Origin of the sequence: Flavobacterium limnophilum, assembly GCF_027111315.2 — a bacterium.
In the GTDB taxonomy this organism is placed as follows: domain Bacteria; phylum Bacteroidota; class Bacteroidia; order Flavobacteriales; family Flavobacteriaceae; genus Flavobacterium; species Flavobacterium limnophilum.
The window spans coordinates 2,409,912-2,430,468 of record NZ_CP114289.2; the positions used below are offsets into that span (position 1 = coordinate 2,409,912).

Here is a 20,557-nt window from a genome sequence, read left to right on the forward strand (position 1 = left end):
ATTAATTATACCTTTGCACAAGAATTGAGATGGATTTTACATTCAGAAATAAAGAATTAGAAAAATTATATATTACCGGAAAATCAAAAAAATTGAAGCTCCCTAGTGATATAATAGAAAAATTCTTTGCGAGATTGCAACAAATTGAAGCAGCGAACGACATTTATGATTTATGGAATGACAAGGGTTTGAATTTTGAAAAATTGACAAACACTGAAAACTCCTATTCTATGCGTTTAAAAATAAAATACCGTCTTGAAATGGATATTGATTGGAAAAATAATGAACTCACCATTGGAGATTTCATTATTACCGATATTTCCAATCATTATTCTTAAAAAAACTAACTTTCATTATGGCAACTACCCAAAAATTAAGACCCGCAATTAAATTTGGCCCAGGCTATTTCATTCGGGAACAAATGGAATACCGAAGCTGGACACAAGAAGAACTTGCTGAAGTGATGGGAATGACCATCAAACACATCAATAAAATACTAAAAGACAAGCAACCTATTACACTAGATACGGCTAAAGTATTGGCCGAGGTCTTTGATACTTCGCCTCAATATTGGTTGAATTTGGATGCCAATTACAGACTTTGGCTGGATTCTGTTCCTTCTGAAAAAGAAAAACAAGCAGAGCTTAAAGCCAATCTTTATGAACGTATGCCTATTAGAGACATGATTGCCAAAAACTGGATTCCAGCTTTTGCTGATGTATATGAACTTTATGATAACCTTCTAGAATTTTGGAACAGCAAAAAACTAGATTTTGAGGAATGGGACAAGCAAATTACGCCACTTTTAGCCAGAAAATCAGAGAGTTTCAATCAATACAAAGCCTCTTATACGTATACTTGGTACCATAAAGCAATGATGGTAGCAAGTACTTTTTCTGTTCCTGAATTTGATAAAAAAGGATTAGTAGATTTATACCAAGAATTGCATCAATATACCATACAGGAAAACGGCATAAACGAATTCTTAGAAAAATTAAACCAATTGGGCGTTATTGTTTTTGTATTGCCCCATTTGCAAAAAACCTATTTAGACGGTGCGGCTTTTTATTGCAAAAACAACCCCGTGATTGTTTACACCGCCAGATACAAACGCATTGATAACTTTTGGTTTACCATCGCACACGAAATAGCTCATATTTTATATCACTTGGATGAAAACAACAGTTTTTTTCTAGACAATTTTAGGGAAGAAGAAATAAATGATTTAGAAACCGAAGCCAACCAAATGGCCTCCGAAAAACTAAAACACGATACTATTATTGATTTTCTCAAACCGAAACTCAATTATCTTTCCAAGCAAGACATTGTTAGTTGTGCCAATGAACTAGCCATTCATCCCGCCATTATCATTGGCAAATTGGCACACGATAAAACCATTTCTTATGCCAACCAAAACCTTTTTAATGAAAACGTTATCAGCCTTTTGGATGAAAAATATTGTATAGCTGATGTCAAATAAATTACCGAAGGATTGGAAAATAGTATCTATATCGAAAATTGGAAAAATTGAAACAGGCACAACTCCTAGTAAGGCTATTACTGAATATTATGGCACTGAATATCCATTTTATAAACCTTCAGATTTAGATGCTGGCATAAATGTTTTTAAATCAATTGATGGATTAACAAAACTTGGAGTTGATAAAGCAAGATATGTTGCAGAAAACACAACACTTGTCACTTGTATTGGAGCAACAATTGGTAAAACTGGTTATTTAAAAAAAGGTGGAGGTTTTAATCAGCAAATTAATGCTATTATTCCAAATGTAGGTGTAAACCCTAAATTTATATATTATCAAGCAATTGGTTTAGATTTTCAAAAACAAATTAAGAATAATGCTTCTGCAACAACTTTACCACTACTCAATAAAAGTAAGTTTCAATTATTGACAATGGTTAATTGCCCTTTAGAAAACCAAACCCTCATCGTCTCCAAAATAGAAGAACTTTTCAGCGAGCTAGACAAAGGTATAGAAGATTTAAAAACAGCCCAACAGCAACTCAAAACCTATAGACAAAGTGTGTTGAAATGGGCTTTTGAAGGGAGATTGACGAATAAAAAAGTGAAGGATTGGAAATTGCCGAAGGGATGGAAGTTATTAACATTGGATAACGTAACTAAAAAAATAACCGATGGAGAACATTTTAGACCTCAAACACAAGAAACTGGAATTCCTTTTCTTTCTGCTAAAGATGTTCAAAGTAATGGTGTGTCATTTGACAAACCGCTCTATATTTCAAAAGAAACAGCAAAAAAAGCTTTGCAAAGATGTAATCCTGAAAGAGGAGATATTCTAATTGTAAGTAGAGGCGCTACAGTTGGACGAATGTGCATAGTAAATACTGATAATCAGTTTTGTTTACTTGGAAGTGTTATTCTAATAAAAGTTAATAATAGTATCGATAGTAAACTTTTAAATTATTTGCTAAAATCTCCAATAGCAAATCAAAAAATGATAACTGTTTCTGGAGCAACCGCACAACAAGCAATTTACTTAAGAGATATAAAAAAAATAGAAATATCATTACCTCCACTCGAAGAGCAACACCAAATCGTTCAAGAAATAGAAAGCCGTTTGAGCGTGGCGGATAAAATGGAGGAAAGTATTAGTCAAAGTTTATTGCAGGCAGAGGCTTTGCGGCAGAGTATATTGAAGAAGGCGTTTAGCGGGGAGTTGGTTTAATGATATGCGCCGAGCCTATGGCTCTTATGATAGAGGATTAACGCTATGCCAACTGGACTAAAGTCCAGCCTTACAAAATGAATCGAGCCGATGGCTCTAGCTCGTTAACGTAAAAGTCCCGTAGGGACGAAACATTTTGTAGCAACGGATTTTATCCGTTGGAATGATAAAATGGAGGAAAGTATTAGTCAGAGTTTATTACAAGCAGAGGCCTTGCGGCAGCGTATATTGAAGAAGGCGTTTAGTGGGAAGTTGGTTTGATGATATGCGCCGAGCCTACGGCTCTTTTTCTAGTGTTGTGTGTTACAAAACTGGACTAAAGTCCAGCCTTACAAAATGAATCGAGCCGATGGCTCTAACTCGTGAACATAAAAGTCCCGTAGGGACGAAACATTTTGTAGCAACGGATTTTAACCCGTTGGAATGATAAAATGGAGGAAAGTATTAGTCAGAGTTTATTACAAGCAGAGGCCGTGCGGCAGCGTATATTGAAGAAGGCGTTTAGTGGGAAGTTGGTTTGATGATATGCGCCGAGCCTACGGCTCTTATGATAGAGGATTCACGCTATGCCAACTGGACTAAAGTCCAGCCTTACAAAATGAATCGAGCCGATGGCTCTAGCTCGTTAACGTAAAAGTCCCGTAGGGACGAAACATTTTGTAGCAACGGATTTTAATCCGTTGGAATGATAAAATGGAGGAAAGCATTGGGCAAAGCCTACAACAAGCCGAGGCATTGCGGCAGAGTATATTGAAGAAGGAGTTTAGTGGGGAGTTGGTTTAATGATATGCGCCGAGCCTACGGCTCTTATGATAGAGGATTCACGCTATGCCAACTGGACTAAAGTCCAGCCTTACAAAATGAATCGAGCCGATGGCTCTAGCTCGTTACCGTAAAAGTCCTGTAGGGACGAGACATTTTGTAGCAACGGATTTTAATCCGTTGGAATGATAAAATGGAGGAAAGCATTGGGCAAAGTTTGTTACAGGCAGAAGCCTTGAGGCAGAGTATATTGAAGAAGGCGTTTAGCGGGGAGTTGGTTTAATGATATGAGCCGAGCCTATGGCTCTTTTTCTCCTGTTGTGTGTTAAGAAACTGGACTAAAGTCCAGCCTTACAAAATGAATCGAGCCGATGGCTCTAACTCGTGAACGTAAAAGTCCCGTAAGGACGAAACATTTTGTAGCAACGGATTTTAATCCGTTGGAATTATAAAATGGAGGAAAGTATTAGTCAGAGTTTATTACAAGCAGAGGCCTTGCGGCAGCGTATATTGAAGAAGGCGTTTAGTAGGAAGTTAGTTTAATGATATACACCGAGCCTACGGCTCTTATGATAGAGGATTCACGCTATGCCAACTGGACTAAAGTCCAGCCTTACAAAATGAATCGAGCCGATGGCTCTAACTCGTGAACGTAAAAGTCCCATAAGGACGAAACATTTTGTAGCAACGGATTTTAATCCGTTGGAATTATAAAATGGAGGAAAGTATTAGTCAGAGTTTATTACAAGCAGAGGCCTTGCGGCAGCGTATATTGAAGAAGGCGTTTAGTAGGAAGTTAGTTTAATGATATACACCGAGCCTACGGCTCTTATGAAAGAGGATTCACGCTATGCCAACTGGACTAAAGTCCAGCCTTACAAAATGAATCGAGCCGATGGCTCTAGCTCGTTAACGTAAAAGTCCTGTAGGGACGAGACATTTTGTAGCAACGGATTTTAATCCGTTGGAATGATAAAATGGAGGAAAGCATTGGGCAAAGCCTACAACAAGCCGAGGCATTGCGGCAGAGTATATTGAAGAAGGAGTTTAGCGGGGAGTTGGTTTAATGATATGCGCCGAGCCTACGGCTCTTATGATAGAGGATTCACGCTATGCCAACTGGACTAAAGTCCAGCCTTACAAAATGAATCGAGCCGATGGCTCTAACTCGTGAACATAAAAGTCCCGTAGGGACGAAACATTTTGTAGCAACGGATTTTAACCCGTTGGAATGATAAAATGGAGGAAAGTATTAGTCAGAGTTTATTACAAGCAGAGGCCGTGCGGCAGCGTATATTGAAGAAGGCGTTTAGTGGGAAGTTGGTTTAATGATATGCGCCGAGCCTACGGCTCTTTTTCTAGTGTTGTGTGTTACAAAACTGGACTAAAGTCCAGCCTTACAAAATGAATCGAGCCGATGGCTCTAGCTCGTTAACGTAAAAGTCCCGTAGGGACGAAACATTTTGTAGCAACGGATTTTAATCCGTTGTAATAGAAATGATAATCAATATAAAGCAACGGATTTTAACCCGTTGTAATAGAAATGACAATCAATATAAAGTTCCATAGGAACGATATGTTTTACAAATAAATATTAAAAAAATGGCAAATACCTATCATCAAGTATATATACAAGCTGTTTTCGCCGTAAAATATAGAAATGCGGTTCTAGAAAAAAAATGGCGCAATGAAATTCAAGGAGTAATAGGGAATTTAATAAATGAAACCGGATGTAAAACGATTATTGTTAATGGTGTTGAAGATCACATACATTGCTTCTTAGGTTTGAAGCCAACGGTATCAATTTCAGAATTAATGAAGACCATAAAAGCAAAATCATCAAAATATATCAATGATAACAAGCTAATTTTAAATCGATTTGAATGGCAGGAAGGTTATGGCGTTTTTTCATATAGTCAATCTCATATAGATAAAGTTTACAAGTATATAGCTAATCAAGAAGCGCATCATAAGAAACAGACATTCAGAGATGAATATTTGGCTTTTTTAGACAAATTTGAAGTCTCTTTTGATGAAAGATATATTTTTGAGGATTTGATATGATTCAGGCTTACAACTCTCATAATTGATGCTGTAAACGACACTGTAAGTGATGCTCTAAATGATGCTGTAAATTATATGTCCAAACAAGATAATGGTGTAGGGATTAATGAAATAATGGGAGTTACCAATAAATCTAATGCTACCGTCAAAAGATATTTACAATTGCTAAAAGCTATTCAAGCAATAGAATTTAGAGGTTCTGTAAAAACAGGTAAATATTATTTAACAGAAGAAATGGTAAAAAAATAAAAGAAGTATATATACTAAAAAGTTACTTAGGCATAATTCAAAATTTGTCACAAACGTGAGATTAAGACAATGTTTATTGAAAAATACATTTAAAAGGGAGTTAATTTGATAGTGTTATGAAAGAACTAGATTTTATAATAAAATATTCGTTTTCTAACTTTTTAAAAGATTGTCCAGTAGGAGAAGATCCAACGGAATTTGTTAATGAGATAGACTTTGAAGTATATCTTACAGACGAAACAGGACATTTACAGGAGCAAGTAGGAAAAGGTAAAATAAGTCAAATCCTTTTTTCTTTGGCAATGGATTGTGGGTTTCCACTAAGTGATGTTATGGATGCCACGCATTCTATTTGCCAAATGTCAGGAATATTGTTTGAATGGGATCAAGACAAAGACTTTTGGGATAAAATTGATATTTATTTTGAATATCAGCCACTTGAAAATTATGATGTCTTTTTTCTAGAAACATTAGAAATAATCGCAAAATATAGAGGTAAAGGTCTTGGAGAAAAAATAATCAATAATTTGATTGAACGATTTTATTCTTCTTGTGGATTATGGGTTTTGAAAGCATTTCCAATGCAGCATGATATTGCAATTAAAAATGAAAAGGAAGAAAATTGGAGTGATTGGAATAGAAAAATGGAATACCCAAAAATGGAATTAGATTTTGAAAAATCACAATACCAATTATTCAACTATTACAAAAAAAGAGGATTTCAAAATCCATTTGACATGGAGTATTTTATAGCTAGACCATTTGATATTATTAACAAAAATGAGTAATAGTAAACGATTAAAATAGAGAAAAGTATTGCCCAAAGCCTGCAACAAGCTGAAGTATTGAGGCAGCGTATATTGAAGGAGGTGCTTAGTGAGGAGTTGGTGTAATAACATGAACCGAGCCTACGGCTTTCAATAACAAACCGGTTATTGATGTTACTTCATAGGATATTGATTAAGGAGTTCAGTAAGAGATTGGCACCAATAAACAACTATAAAGTTGTATTTATGATTAAAAAATGCATAAAATTTAACCATAAAGTAATATAATTAAAATATTGTATTACTTTTGCAATCGCAATACCATGTCCACAACCAAAGAAACAGTAGGTCGGTTTCTAAAAGATTTTAAATTTAAAATGTCTATTTGGGATGTTCTTTTTAGAGATGACAGAGGGAAAAACACCACTACATTAACTACTTTAGAACTTCGTCCCATAGAGCGAAAGAAAGTATTGGAGTCCTTAGAAGCATTGGATTATAGTGAAGGTCCCGTTGAAGAAAAATTATATGGCGGTTCGGCTATGTGGGTTTTTGGAAAAATGGTGAAGAAAAAAGAAATCTATATTAAAATTACCATGGGTGCTCCAGGAAGTTCCGTCATTTGCATCTCATTTCATTTGGCAGAGCACAAAATGTCTTATCCTTTAAAATAAACAGTACATGAAAAGCCCCTTTACAGGAAAAGAAATGTTATTGTCCAAAGAAAAAAGGACAATAGCTTTTAGAAAAGAAAATTTTCCGGTCGTGTTTCATTTTTATAAATGTGAAGCCACCCAAGAACAATTTACCACTACCGCATTGGACGAATTGAACATCAACCAGGTCTATAATCAATATCGCGATAAATTTAATATTCCGTTTCCCGATGAAATCATAAAAATTAGAGCGCAATATGACATCCCTGCTTCCAAAATGTCGGCCATATTAGGTTTTGGCACCCATAGTTATCGTCAATATGAAGCTGGAGAGATGCCCAATACTTCGAACGCCCGTTTGATTCAAATGGCCGGCGACCCCAATAAATTTGTTGAAATGATCCAGTTATGGGATTCCACTGATGAAAAAATCAAGGCCAAATATCTTAAAACCACCCAACATTTAATAGAAGAGCAAAACAGAAATAGTTTTAACGTCAATCTTAAAGATTATTTACTAGGCAAACATTTGGCCGATATTTATTCGGGATATCGAAACCCCAATTTTGAAAAATTTGCCGAGATGGTCGTTTACTTTTCGGATACTGTTCAGCCCTATAAGACCAAGATGAATAAACTCTTGTTTTATGCCGATTTTTTAATGTTTAAACAAAGTTGTTTTTCCATAAGCGGCGTTCGATATAATGCCATCAATATGGGACCCGTTCCGCATAATTTCAACAGTATTTTTGAATATTTAGCCAACCAAGACGTGATTGACGTGTGTTACACTAAATTTCCAGACGGCAATACCGGTGAGCAATTTCAATCCAGAAAAGACAGACCTTTTAATGCCGGTCTTTTTTCAGAATATGAATTAGACGTTTTAAATAAAGTGTCCTCCGCCTTCCAAACAACCAGCACCAATGACATTATTGAATTGAGTCATTTAGAAGCCGCTTGGCAAAAAAATGAACAAAACAAAAGCATCATCAGTTATGAACATGCTTTTGAATTAAGTCAAATATAAATATGAGCAAAGAAAATTCAGCGAATACCTCGAGTATCGTCAGTAAAGTATGGGCCTTTTGTCAAACCCTTAGAGACGATGGCGTGGGCTACGGCGACTACTTGGAGCAATTGACCTATTTGCTGTTCCTGAAAATGGCCGACGAATACAGCAAACCGCCCCACAATAGAGTAATGCCCATTCCTGTGGAGTTTTCCTGGGAAACCTTGACCAACAAAAGTGGTACAGAGTTGGAGACGCATTACAACATTATGTTGCGGGAACTTGCCAAAGAAAAAGGGATTTTGGGACAAATCTTTGTCAAGAGCCAAAACAAAATACAAGACCCCGCCAAGTTGTACAAACTCATTGCCCTGATCAATGCCGAGAACTGGATTTTGATGGGCGTGAAAGACAAAGGTGATATTTATGAAGGTCTATTAGAGAAGAATGCCGAGGACACCAAAAGTGGTGCGGGCCAGTACTTCACCCCTCGCCCACTAATCAAGGCGATGGTGGAATGTTTGCGTCCGGAACCCTTGAAAACCATTGCCGACCCTGCTTGTGGCACGGGAGGCTTTTTCTTGGCAGCTTACGACTGGATTGTGGACAACAGGAACTTGGACAAGGAGGCGAAACAGTTCTTGAAATACGAAACGTTTTTCGGGAACGAGATTGTGGCCAGTACCAGACGTTTGGCATTGATGAATTTGTTCTTGCACAATATTGGCGACATCGATTCGGATAATTTTATTTCACCGAATGATTCCCTGATTACGGATTCGGGGACTCGATATGATTATATTTTGGCCAATCCGCCTTTCGGCAAGAAAAGCAGCATGACCTTTACCAATCAAGATGGCGAGCAGGAGAAAGAGGATTTGACTTATAACCGCCAAGATTTTTGGGTGACTACCAGCAACAAGCAGTTGAACTTTGTGCAACACATTCGCACGATGCTTAAAACGACTGGATTGGCCGCTGTGGTATTGCCCGACAATGTTTTGTTTGAAGGTGGCGTTGGTGAAACGGTGCGTAAAAAACTATTGGAGACTACCGATTTGCATACGATATTGCGTTTGCCAACAGGGATTTTCTATGCCAATGGCGTAAAAGCGAACGTCTTGTTTTTTGACGGTAAACCATCGAGCAAAGAACCGTGGACCAAGGAAGTTTGGGTGTATGACTATAGAACCAACATTCACCATACGCTAAAGAAAAATCCTTTAAAACTAAGCGATTTAAAAGATTTCATCACGCTTTACAACCCAGAGAACCGACACAAACGTACAGAGACCTATAACGTCGAGACCAATCCTGAAGGGCGTTGGAGGAAGTTTAGCTATGATGAAATCATTGCCCGAGACAAAACGAGTTTGGACATCACTTGGCTGAAAGACAAATCCTTGGCGGATTTGGACAATCTGCCGGATCCTGATGTTTTGGCATTGGAGATTGTGGAGAACATTGAAGCGAGTTTGGATAGTTTCAGGGCGATTATTGCCAGTTTGAAGTAGTAGGCGATTGTGGTGGGCGGACCTGCTAACTTTACCGACATAAAAAGTTAAGAATAAAAATCTTAATTTTAACTTATGAAAAAGACGCGAAAAATTTATGACCGATTGCCCTGTCTTTTATTTCATTCCAACTTAAAGCCATAGAAAGTATTGCAATTTGTTATTTACCAAACGCACCATATATAAATGATTTTAACAAGATTATTTACATATAGTTATACCCAATTTTCAACAAATATCAACACTTTTTAAATCATAATATTACGGAAAACCGTAAAGTGAGAATTATTATTATTTTTTACAATTTAAATTATTGGTTTTTCATTTAGATCTACATGTAAGTCACTACAATCAAATAAGTTAAACTTTTTTATAGTAGTGCACCATATAACTCTAAATTGATTATTTTTACATAGTGAAACAGTCCATCAACATAGCCACAATCTTTCCCAAACACTTATTTTGGGATATGGATCCTAGTAAACTTAATCTTTCCAGAGACAAGGATATTATTATTCCAAGGGCTTTGTTTGCAACCACTCCAGATATCTTTGAAACAGACATTTTAAAATTAGAAGAACTATATTCTGCTAAAGATATTGTTAAATATTTAAAATTAACAACAGAGAATATCAGTAACAAAGTTTGCGTAAGTGTTGCAAAAAGATACAATGTAAAACCATTTCTTCGTTTTTCACTTTAATTTATGAGGGCAGTTACTCCAGCAATAATTAAAGCCATCATAGCATTACAAGCATTACCAACAGTATCAAAATTCACTTTAGGTGGTGGTACCAATCTGGCACTACAATTCAATCATAGAATTTCTGATGATATTGATTTCTTTTATGATGGAATAATTGGCAAAGAGGGGTTTAAAAATATCGAAAATGAAGTCAAAAACTATTTTGGCAGTAAAGCTAAAAGCTTTGACGATCCTTGTGATATAAACGACCAATATTATTTTCTGCATTTCTTTCTTGATTTAGAAGATGGCGTAACCATAAAAGTGGAGTTACTTCAAAATATGAAGAATTTGTTCGATGTAGAAATCAATCAAGGAATAAATCTACTTTCAAAAAAAGACATTGGTTTGTTCAAATTAATCAGCACCTCAAACCGTTCTACCAAAAAGGACATTTACGATTTAGACTTCATACCGATACCATTTCATTAATCGATTTATATGACGACTTGAAAGTTAAAACACTTAAGTTCAATAAAGAAGAACACAAAACAATATTTGATTTAAGTAAAAACAACACTCCTATTGACAATCCAGAATTACTGTTAAAATTTGATACTAATTCCGATTATTCAAAGTTTCCATCACAGACAAACGATACCATGCAAATCATCGAGGAAAACAAAACTTGGATTGAAGCAAAAATAAGTTGGCGTTCAAAAGTAAGACGACTTTACAACCATTTAGGCAAAGATTTCCCCGGCCCAAAAGGAATAAAAATCAAATAAGCCATTATCTCATTCAGCTGCACAAAATCCTCGTTTAGTCCAAGTATTCCTATCCCATTTGTCCCCGCTTACATCATAGTGTAGCTATAGAATCAATTTCTTTTTCTAATCAACATTTCAAAAGGAATCTTATTGCAAAAGGATAAAAGCTGAAAATACATCGTACACTATTATCCCATAAAAAACACAAAAAACAATTAATAATAAATTCTATTTTTACAGAAGATTTCAATAAAACTACATGACCATACAAGATTTAACAGGCCAATATTCCATTTCGGGAAGCAACCAGGACGAGAATAACGAGATGACTTACAAAGGTATTTTGACTTTATCTTTGGACAATAATAACCGAATCATTGCCCACTGGCTCATCAACAATGCGCAAGAACAAACGGGACATGGTTTTTTCAAGGACAACATTTTGGTGATTAATTTCAACTACAAAGGGGAAGACCACAAGACCTATAAAGGCGTGGCCGTTTACCGATGCATCACCAAAGATGTATTGGAAGGATTTTGGTCGGAAAAACACGGCAACCCGCTTTATTTGGGAACCGAGCATTGTTTGCGAATGGAAAGTACCGAGCGTTTACACTAAATAATATTTCCCGTCAAAACATGCTTCCATTTTGCAGTATCAAAAAATGATTGTAGCTTTGAAAAAATAGATTCAACAGCCTTATCCAGCCTCTTTTTATGAAAAAATACTATCTACACAACGGAACTGAAAGCAGCGGTCCTTTTGATATAGAAGAATTGAAAGCAAAAAACATTAGCAAGACAACTCCTGTATGGTTCGAAGGGATGCAACACTGGAAAACTGCCGGGGAGATACCCGAACTCACTCGATTATTCGTGGCAAATCCACCTCCTATCACTTCTTTTTCGACACCTCCTCCAACTCCAAAAGAGGAAAAAACAACAAAAGAGCACAAGATTCTGGGCTTGTCCAGAAATACGTTCTTCATAGTTTGCGGAGTATTGGTTTTGACAACGGCAACCCTTGTTTTCAACAACATTCAAGAAAACAGAAGCCGGGAATTAAGAATAAAAAACCATAAAACCGAAGTCGAAAATTACCAATTGGAACTGAAACAAAAAGAAATAGAGGAAGAAAAAATCCAGGCAGTCATACAAGAGAAGATTGATGCAGAAAGAATGGCTCGTGAGAAAAAACAAAACTCTAACAGCAGGCTTTCGGAAATTGGGCAATTATTGGTGGACTACCAAAACAATTTGGATGCCACCGAAAAAAAACTGAAGGACGCTTCGGGTTTCAAGCTATTGAGAACTGCCGCAGAAAAAAAGGAACAAATGGATTTGTTGCAAAAAAATATTGATTCCTTCAAAAATGAAATCAACCAGTTAAAAAATGAATCCGACCAGTTGAAACTGGAATTGGAGAAAATACCCGAATAAGCACAAGCACAAACTGGAAAAAAGAATTGGACAACCCCAAAACAGATTACACAATTCTCAACATAGCGATCCAAAATTATCAATTTAAAGATAACAAGGCGTAATTTTCATAAATTATTATCACATAAATTCGATAAATAGTGATTTTTTTTCAATATTTGTATTCAGCAAATAATGTCATAAAAAACACTTCTTTATGTCCATAAAAATAGCCATTTTACATAAAACAACATATAAATTTGACCGAAGCGTCAAATTATTTCCCCATGTTTTCAGACTTCGTCCAGCGGTGCATTCCAGGACCGCCATAGAGGGCTATTCTTTTAAAATTAGTCCCGAGGATCATTTCATCAATTGGCAACAGGATCCTTTTGGAAATTACCAGGCAAGAGTTATTTTTCCCGATAAAATCAAGGAATTAAAAGTCGAGGTCGAAGTCATTGCAAAACTTCAGGTCATCAACCCTTTTGATTATTTTGTGGAAGAATATGCCCAGAAATATCCCTTTAAATATGACAATCTACTCGAACAGGAATTAGTTCCTTATTTAAAATTAAGCGAAGAAAGTCCCCTATTCTTGAAATTTATTGAAAAAATAAAGTTAAATGATTCCATAGAAATAAATGATTTTTTGGTTTACCTGAATCAAGAGGTTTACAAAACACTTACCTACAATCTACGGATGGAAGCCGGCGTACAAACTCCAGAAGAAACCTTAAGAATAAAAAGTGGCTCCTGCAGGGATTTTGCCTGGCTGTTGATTCATGTTTTGCGACACTTTGGTTTAGCGGCGCGGTTTGTTTCCGGCTATATCGTGCAATTGGCACCAGACCTAAAATCGCTTGACGGCCCATCAGGACCAGAGAATGATTTTACCGATTTGCACGCTTGGGCCGAAGTGTATCTCCCTGGTGCAGGCTGGATTGGATTGGATCCCACCTCCGGACTTTTTGCCAGCGAAGGACATATTCCATTGTGTTGCACGCCTCATTATGAAAGTGCTGCGCCCGTAACGGGTGCCACCGAAAAATGTGAAGTCAGTTTTGATTTCGAAAACAAAGTGACCCGTATCCATGAAGACCCGAGAGTAACCAAACCCTATTCCGACAGACAATGGGAAGACATTATGGAAGTTGGAAATGTTGTCGAGAAGGATTTAATCGAAGGCGATGTCCGCTTGACAATGGGTGGAGAACCGACCTTTATTTCCATCGACGATTTTGAAGGAGCCGAATGGAACACCGCTGCAGACGGGCCATTGAAACGAAAATTGGCTTACGATTTGGCGCTTCGTTTAAAACAACGATTTGCCCACGGAGGCTTGCTGCATTTTGGACAAGGAAAATGGTATCCCGGAGAATTATTTCCACGTTGGCAATATGGGTTGTACTGGAGAAAAGACGGATTTCCCTTGTGGAAAAATGATGCTTTGGTCGCCAAAGAAGGAGAAACCCAATTTACTTTTCACGATGCCGAAAAATTTGCCGTAGCATTGACCCAATTTTTAGGAATTGACACTAAAAACATATTGCCCACCTACGAAGACCCTATTTATTGGGCACTGGAGGAAGGCAAACTTCCAGTGAATTTAGACCCATTGAAAGTGAATTTGAAAGATTCCATTGAACGCCATAATCTGGCCAAGGTTTTAGAAAAAGGCTTGAATAATCCATCAGGATTTGTTTTGCCAATTCGAAAAGACCACAGCCAGGATAATTGGGAAAGTTGTGCTTGGGAATTTAGAAGAGGAAATTGCTTTTTAATTCCCGGGAATTCTCCAATCGGTTTGCGGTTGCCATTGGATTCGCTTCCAAAGACTTCCAAAAACAAGAGAAAAACAGTTGTTGACAGGAGTTTATTTGAAGATTTACCTGCTTTAGGAGATTACACCGAAAAAATAAACAATCGTTTTGGAACTATTTCAAAGATTTTTGAAGCCGTCAAAAAAGTCGTATCCAAAAAAGAAAGTAGAAAGGAAGAAGACTCCTTATTATATGAAGTAGACACTTTCATTACGGCAATGTGCGTACAAGAACGCGATGGAATGTTGTACGTTTTTCTGCCGCCAACCGATTATTTGGAAGACTATATAGACTTAATCACTTCGATAGAAATTACTGCCGAAAAATTGCAAATGCCAGTACGAATTGAAGGCTATCAACCAAAAACGGATTACAGAGTCGAGAAAATGATGGTTACTCCTGATCCTGGCGTAATTGAAGTGAATGTGCATCCAGCCAAATCTTGGCAAGAAATCGTGGACAACACAACGGCACTGTATGAAGAAGCCTTTCTATCTCGTTTAGGCACCGACAAATTTATGGTTGATGGTCGTCATACTGGAACTGGCGGAGGAAATCACGTAACATTGGGTGCAGAAAGGCCCGAGGACAGTCCGCTGTTGCGAAGACCTGATTTGTTGCGAAGCCTGATTACCTATTGGCAACACCATCCCGTTTTAAGCTACCTTTTTGCCGGGCCTTTTATTGGACCAACGAGTCAGGCACCACGTATTGACGAAGGTCGTGATGAGCGTCTCTATGAAATGGAAATTGCTTTTGACCAAATCCCGAAAGATAAAGAAGTTCCCTTTTGGATGGTGGACAGAATTTTCAGAAACCTATTGACCGACATTACCGGAAATACGCACCGTACCGAGTTTTGCATCGACAAATTGTACTCTCCAGATTCCTCGACAGGACGTTTGGGAATATTGGAATTAAGGGCTTTTGACATGCCGCCCCACAAACACATGAACCTGGTTCAAAACCTATTGGTTCGTTCCTTGGTCGCCAAATTCTGGAAAAACCCTTACGAAAAAAAATTGATTCGTTGGGGAACTGAACTGCATGACAAGTTTTTGTTGCCCCATTTTGCCTATCTGGACATGATTGACGTGGTCAACGATTTAAAAGATGCCGGATATAATTTCGACATTTCATGGTTTGACCCTTTCTTCGAATTTAGATATCCCCATCATGGCAACGTGACTATTGACAATATTCAATTGGAAATTAGATTGGGTATCGAACCTTGGCACGTACTTGGCGAAGAACTCTCCAGCTCCGGAACCTCTCGATTTGTAGATTCTTCATTGGAACGTTTGCAAGTAAAAGTATCTGGAATTGTACCCGATCGTCATATTTTATTATGCAAAGGATGCCGAATCCCATTAAGAAGCACCGGAACCAAAGGAGAATATGTGGCAGGAATACGTTACAAATCATGGAATCCACCGTCCGCCTTGCATCCCAATATTGGAATTGACGTACCGCTTGTTTTTGATTTGGTAGATACTTGGAACAATAAAGTAATTGGTGGTTGCACCTATTTTGTCACGCATCCCGGCGGAAGAAGTTTTGACAGTTTCCCCGTGAACAGCCTTGAAGCGGAATCCAGAAAAATAAGCCGCTTTTGGGATTTTGGCCACACCCCTTCTTCTGCACTCGAGGATGTGGAAAAAGAGAAAGAAATGGTTGCCAACAATACTGCAACCTCCCGTTTTTTGGTAGAATCCAAATCAGAACTAAGACTTGACACGCCCATAGAACTTATTAACCCTGAGTACCCTTACACCCTAGATTTAAGACATTATTGGAAAGCAAAAGAATAAAATAATTAACATTGTTGTTTATTTTAAAAACCTTATTTTGCAAGGCTATAAAACGCAATTCACTCATAATTAACAAATGATTCAAGATATTTCATTGGGACTACTCCAAACTTATAAAGAAAAAATCAATTCTTACGACGAAGTATTGGACAAAAACGGTCAGGTAAAGCCGTATTGGAAAGGACTTTTTGCTACTTTGGAATCTATTGGTATCGAAGAATTGGAATTGCGCAATGAAGAAATTGTAAAAAAATTAAGGGAAAACGGGGTTACCTATAATGTTTACGATTCCAATAAAGAGTCGAATAGGGCCTGGAAACTGGATCCCATTCCGTTTCTGATTCACGAATCGGAATGGAAATCCATCGAAAAAGGATTGAAACAAAGAGCGCATTTGCTGGATTTGATTTTAAAAGACCTTTACGGCCCCCAATCGTTGATTAAAAATGCCATTATTCCTGCCGAATTGGTTTTTGACAACTCTGGTTTTCTCTTGCCTTGTTTTGACATTAGACAAAAACACGACAAACAATTGCTGAATTATGCGGTTGATTTAGCAAGAGGTCCCGACGGAAAAATGTGGCTTTTGGACAACCGAACCCAAGCTCCTTCCGGTGCAGGATATGCCCTCGAAAACAGGATTGTAATGAGCAAGGTAATTCCCGAACTCAATACCAAAACGTATAGAAGCAGGCTTTCTCCCTACTTTAGCCAATTGCAGCAAACCGTTGACACGTTGGGAAATAATTCTAATGAAAATCCAAACGTGGTTTTCTTGACTCCCGGTCCCGGAAACGAAACTTATTTTGAACACGTTTACCTTTCGTCCTATTTGGGTTATACTTTAGTCCAAGGAAACGATTTGTTGGTGCGGGATGGTTTTGTGTGGCTAAAATCGATTGACCAACTCGAACGGGTTGACGTCATCATCAAACGATTGGACGACGAATGGTGCGACCCACTGGAATTGCGAAGAGATTCTTTGCTGGGAATTCCCGGTTTGTTGCAAGTGATTCGTTTGGGAAATGTTGCCGTCATGAATCCTCCCGGAACCAGTGTTTTGGAAAATTATGGATTGATGGCCTTTATGCAAAATGCCTGCAAATTTCTACTCAAAGAACCCTTGTTGATGCCTTCGGTAGCCACTTGGTGGTGCGGACAAACCAAGGAATTGAACTTTGTTTTGGCCAATTTGCCCAAATTAATCATTAAAAAAACCAATCGAAAACAAGGTTTTAGATCTATTTACGGACGCTTGTTGAACATAGAACAACTGGAAGATTTAAAAAAACTGATTCTAAAAAGTCCCAAAGATTTCGTCGCCCAAGAAGAAGTGAGTTTATCCACCACTCCATCCTTTATTAACGGCTCGATTGAGCCAAGATATGCCGCCATACGTGCCTTTCTAATAGCCGAAGGCGATAACTACAAAGTAATGCAGGGCGGTTTAACGAGAAGCTCAGCAGTAAAAGACAAGTTCGAAATTTCGAACCAATTGGGAGGAATTTCAAAAGATACTTGGGTAATAACCGATTCGCCAATTGAATACCAAGAAAAATCGGTTGAACGAAAAAACACCAACAACCAACTCAATAATTCGTTGACCAGCCGCAATGCCGAAAACTTGTTTTGGTTGGGTCGTTTGTGCGAAAGAACAATGGCGTTGCGTAGTTTTCTAAAAATAATTCTCAGTAGATTAAACGAAAATGTAACCAAACACGGCAATAAACAACCCGAATTTTTGGTTGTTTTATTAAAATCCTTGACGCATCTTACGCAAACTTATCCCGGATTTGTTGGAAAAGAGGCTAAAGATGGGGAAGAATTTGACAACGAAGCCATTTTCGAAAACCCCATTGCCGAATTGCTGCTTTTGATTAATGACTCTGGAAAAGCCGGTTCCGTAGTTTATAATTTGCAATCGCTGCTCAACACCATTAACCAAGTGAGCGAAAAGTGGAATCACGACACCCGACGCATCATTAATTTAGTGGAAGACAGCCTTTTTGTCCTTAAAAAAACCAATACCAACAACATCAATTACGTGAACCATTCTTTGGATAAATTGCACATTCGCCTTTTCTCTTTTTATGGAAACATATACGAAACCTTGCCTCGCGACAATGGTTTTTATTTATTGGAAACCGGGAAAAACGTGGAGCGCATTTTGTCCTTGATTTCGGTTTTTCGTTCCACTTTCAATTTCAAAAAAATCGAGGAAGAAGAAGCTGTTTTGATGGAAGCCATCCTGGAAAACCACCATTTATTGGCACAATATCGAAACATTTACAAATCGCATTTGAGTTTGAAGGCCGTCATCAATATGGTCTTTTTAGAAAAAAACTTGCCTTACACGCTTACCTATTTGTTGGACACGCTTTCGTATTATCTTTCCAAATTACCCAAATCCAATGAGCCACATCGATTGAGCATTGCCGAGAAATCCGCTTTGGAAGCCAGCACGATTGTCAAATTAATCGATGCAGAAAGTCTGGTAATTGTGGATTCAACAACACAATTTCGCCCTGAATTAGACGAAACACTCTCCAAGGTTTTTGAACTGATTTGCAACGTTTCCAACAATTTATCGAGTTTGTATTTCAACCATTCCGTTATACAACATTCTGTATTAGAAAACCTTGAAAATATCGATAGCGATGAAATATAAACTAAAACATAAAACGCTCTATACTTACGTGAACGAGGTGTACAATTACCAAAGTATTTTGTGTCTTCAACCACGGAATTCGGCCAAACAAATTTGCAAAAATTTCAAGATCGAAATTGAGCCAAAACCATCCAAAATATATTCCCGCACGGATTATTTTGGAAACATCCAGCATTATTTTTCGCTTCACGAATCGCATAAATCACTAAAAGTTATCGTTTCCAGCGAGATTGAAGTATTGAATAATGTCGTTCAGCCATTGAATCCAATAAGTTGCGCGGAAGCCCGATTAAAATTTCAAACCGATCTTCAATTAAAAACCGAAGTTTTGCAATACCAATTGCCCAGCCAATTCATTAGTTGGGATGAAGAAATTAAAGCTTTTGCCGAAACTTGTCTAAAACCCGATGCCTCACTTTTTGAAGCTGTTTTGGATTTAATCAAAAAAATATATACCGAATTCCAATTCAAATCCGGTGCTACCAGCATCAATACGCCTTTAAAAACGGTGCTCAAAGAGAGAAAAGGCGTTTGCCAAGATTTCTCCCATTTGGCAATTGCCAGTTTGCGCAGTGTGGGAATTCCGGCAAAATATGTCAGCGGTTATATCGAAACCTTGCCGCCAAAAGGCAAAATAAAACTGGAAGGTTCCGATGCTTCCCACGCCTGGATTTCGGTTTATATTCCAGAAATGGGTTGGTGCGAATTTGATCCCACCAACAACATGATTCCGCAACAACACCATATTGTAACGGCTTACGGTAGAGATTTTGCCGATGTGTCGCCACTAAAAGGAATTATTTTCAGTTCCGGCGATCATAAAGTGAAAGTGGAGGTGGATGTTATACCTTTGGGGTAGTTTTTTTACACAGATTTCACAGATTTTCACGGATTGAATAAAAATAAAATTAGTTTCAGAACTTTGTGAAAGTTATCCAATTGACTAACTTTGTAAAATGAACCAGAAATTTATAAGAGAAGTAGTTTATTACGAGGATTATTATCTTGACTTTTTTAACGCTCAAAAAGAAGACGTTAAGAAAAAATTTAACTGGACATTACAATTAATTTCAACCCAAGAAAGAATTCCCGAAAAGTTTTTCAAACATTTGACTGGTTCTGACGGAATATTTGAAGTTCGAGTTGAAGTTGGTTCAGACATCTTTAGAGTTTTTAGTTTTTTTGACAAAGGAAAAATTGTTGTTTTGGTAAACGGATTTCAAAAGAAAACTCAAAAAACACCCAAATCTGAAATCAAAATGGCTGAAAAGCTAAAAGCAGAATATTTAGAACATAAATATAAAAAGTAACAATCATGAAAGCAGAAAACAAAAAAATAACATCATTTTCTGAACATTTAGATGCTCAATTTGGAAAAATCGGGACAGAGCCCCGTGAAAAATACGAAGAAGAATATGAGACCTTTGAACTTGGCGTTATGCTACAAGAAATGCGAAAAGAACGAGGAATGACCCAAGAACAATTAGCATTGAAATGTGGCACAACCAAATCTTATATTTCTAAAATTGAAAATAACACCAGCGACATTAGACTTTCGACACTGATGAGAATCATTAGACAAGGCTTAGGCGGACACTTAAAATTGAGTTTAACCGAATAAATAGTTATTCGCACACACTTTAAAAACACCA

General features: G+C 37.4%; 19 protein-coding genes. All 19 read left to right on the plus strand.

What is annotated here, in order from left to right; all coding sequences use genetic code 11:
- Positions 1–29 precede the first annotated feature (29 nt).
- The 19 genes from OZP13_RS09800 (at position 30) to OZP13_RS09890 (ending at position 20,526) form a co-directional block, all read left to right on the plus strand.
- On the plus strand, positions 30–338 hold the full coding sequence (locus OZP13_RS09800; RefSeq protein ID WP_269240001.1) for a type II toxin-antitoxin system RelE/ParE family toxin: 309 nt from the start codon (positions 30–32) through the stop codon (positions 336–338).
- A gap of 17 nt (positions 339–355) precedes the next feature.
- On the plus strand, positions 356–1,480 hold the full coding sequence (locus tag OZP13_RS09805; RefSeq protein WP_281297015.1) for a HigA family addiction module antitoxin: 1,125 nt from the start codon (positions 356–358) through the stop codon (positions 1,478–1,480).
- Positions 1,470–2,705: a restriction endonuclease subunit S gene (locus OZP13_RS09810; RefSeq protein ID WP_281297016.1), complete on the plus strand. Its 1,236-nt coding sequence runs from the start codon at positions 1,470–1,472 to the stop codon at positions 2,703–2,705. Before OZP13_RS09805 ends, OZP13_RS09810 begins: the two co-directional genes overlap by 11 nt.
- Positions 2,706–5,069: 2,364 nt before the next feature.
- Positions 5,070–5,531: an IS200/IS605 family transposase gene (gene tnpA / locus OZP13_RS09815; RefSeq protein WP_281297017.1), complete on the plus strand. Its 462-nt coding sequence runs from the start codon at positions 5,070–5,072 to the stop codon at positions 5,529–5,531.
- Between the two features lie 75 nt (positions 5,532–5,606).
- Entirely contained in the window at positions 5,607–5,780 is a 174-nt protein-coding gene (locus OZP13_RS09820; RefSeq protein ID WP_269240004.1) for a hypothetical protein, read from the plus strand.
- Between the two features lie 116 nt (positions 5,781–5,896).
- A complete protein-coding gene (locus OZP13_RS09825; RefSeq protein ID WP_281297018.1) occupies positions 5,897–6,568 on the plus strand; it encodes a hypothetical protein in 672 nt (223 codons plus the stop codon).
- 302 nt (positions 6,569–6,870) lie between these two features.
- On the plus strand, positions 6,871–7,221 hold the full coding sequence (locus OZP13_RS09830) for a hypothetical protein (RefSeq protein WP_281297019.1): 351 nt from the start codon (positions 6,871–6,873) through the stop codon (positions 7,219–7,221).
- 7 nt (positions 7,222–7,228) lie between these two features.
- Positions 7,229–8,233: a type II toxin-antitoxin system antitoxin SocA domain-containing protein gene (locus tag OZP13_RS09835; RefSeq protein WP_269240007.1), complete on the plus strand. Its 1,005-nt coding sequence runs from the start codon at positions 7,229–7,231 to the stop codon at positions 8,231–8,233.
- A gap of 2 nt (positions 8,234–8,235) precedes the next feature.
- Positions 8,236–9,729, plus strand: a complete 1,494-nt coding sequence (locus OZP13_RS09840; RefSeq protein WP_281297020.1) for a class I SAM-dependent DNA methyltransferase — start codon at positions 8,236–8,238, stop codon at positions 9,727–9,729.
- A 415-nt stretch (positions 9,730–10,144) separates the two neighbouring features.
- On the plus strand, positions 10,145–10,432 hold the full coding sequence (locus tag OZP13_RS09845) for a DUF6922 domain-containing protein (RefSeq protein WP_432419459.1): 288 nt from the start codon (positions 10,145–10,147) through the stop codon (positions 10,430–10,432).
- A gap of 3 nt (positions 10,433–10,435) precedes the next feature.
- Complete coding sequence (locus tag OZP13_RS09850; RefSeq protein WP_281297021.1) at positions 10,436–10,906, plus strand: nucleotidyl transferase AbiEii/AbiGii toxin family protein; 471 nt, start codon at positions 10,436–10,438, stop codon at positions 10,904–10,906.
- A 17-nt stretch (positions 10,907–10,923) separates the two neighbouring features.
- Positions 10,924–11,202 (plus strand): hypothetical protein, encoded by a 279-nt coding sequence (locus tag OZP13_RS09855; RefSeq protein WP_281297022.1) that lies wholly within the window; start codon positions 10,924–10,926, stop codon positions 11,200–11,202.
- Positions 11,203–11,443: 241 nt separating this feature from the next.
- Positions 11,444–11,803 carry a hypothetical protein gene (locus OZP13_RS09860; RefSeq protein WP_269240012.1) on the plus strand — a complete coding sequence of 120 codons (360 nt, stop codon included), beginning with the start codon at positions 11,444–11,446 and terminating at the stop codon, positions 11,801–11,803.
- Between the two features lie 98 nt (positions 11,804–11,901).
- Positions 11,902–12,624, plus strand: a complete 723-nt coding sequence (locus OZP13_RS09865) for a GYF domain-containing protein (protein WP_269240013.1) — start codon at positions 11,902–11,904, stop codon at positions 12,622–12,624.
- A 196-nt stretch (positions 12,625–12,820) separates the two neighbouring features.
- Positions 12,821–16,237 (plus strand): transglutaminase family protein, encoded by a 3,417-nt coding sequence (locus OZP13_RS09870; protein ID WP_281297023.1) that lies wholly within the window; start codon positions 12,821–12,823, stop codon positions 16,235–16,237.
- A gap of 76 nt (positions 16,238–16,313) precedes the next feature.
- A complete protein-coding gene (locus OZP13_RS09875; RefSeq protein WP_281297024.1) occupies positions 16,314–18,905 on the plus strand; it encodes a circularly permuted type 2 ATP-grasp protein in 2,592 nt (863 codons plus the stop codon).
- Positions 18,895–19,764, plus strand: a complete 870-nt coding sequence (locus tag OZP13_RS09880; protein ID WP_281297025.1) for a transglutaminase family protein — start codon at positions 18,895–18,897, stop codon at positions 19,762–19,764. Before OZP13_RS09875 ends, OZP13_RS09880 begins: the two co-directional genes overlap by 11 nt.
- A gap of 97 nt (positions 19,765–19,861) precedes the next feature.
- Positions 19,862–20,215, plus strand: coding sequence for a type II toxin-antitoxin system RelE/ParE family toxin (locus tag OZP13_RS09885; protein ID WP_269240020.1), 354 nt, complete (start codon positions 19,862–19,864; stop codon positions 20,213–20,215).
- A 5-nt stretch (positions 20,216–20,220) separates the two neighbouring features.
- The gene (locus OZP13_RS09890) at positions 20,221–20,526 is read left to right on the plus strand and encodes a helix-turn-helix domain-containing protein (RefSeq protein WP_269240021.1); all 306 of its coding nucleotides are present in this window, start codon (positions 20,221–20,223) and stop codon (positions 20,524–20,526) included.
- Positions 20,527–20,557: the final 31 nt, after the last annotated feature.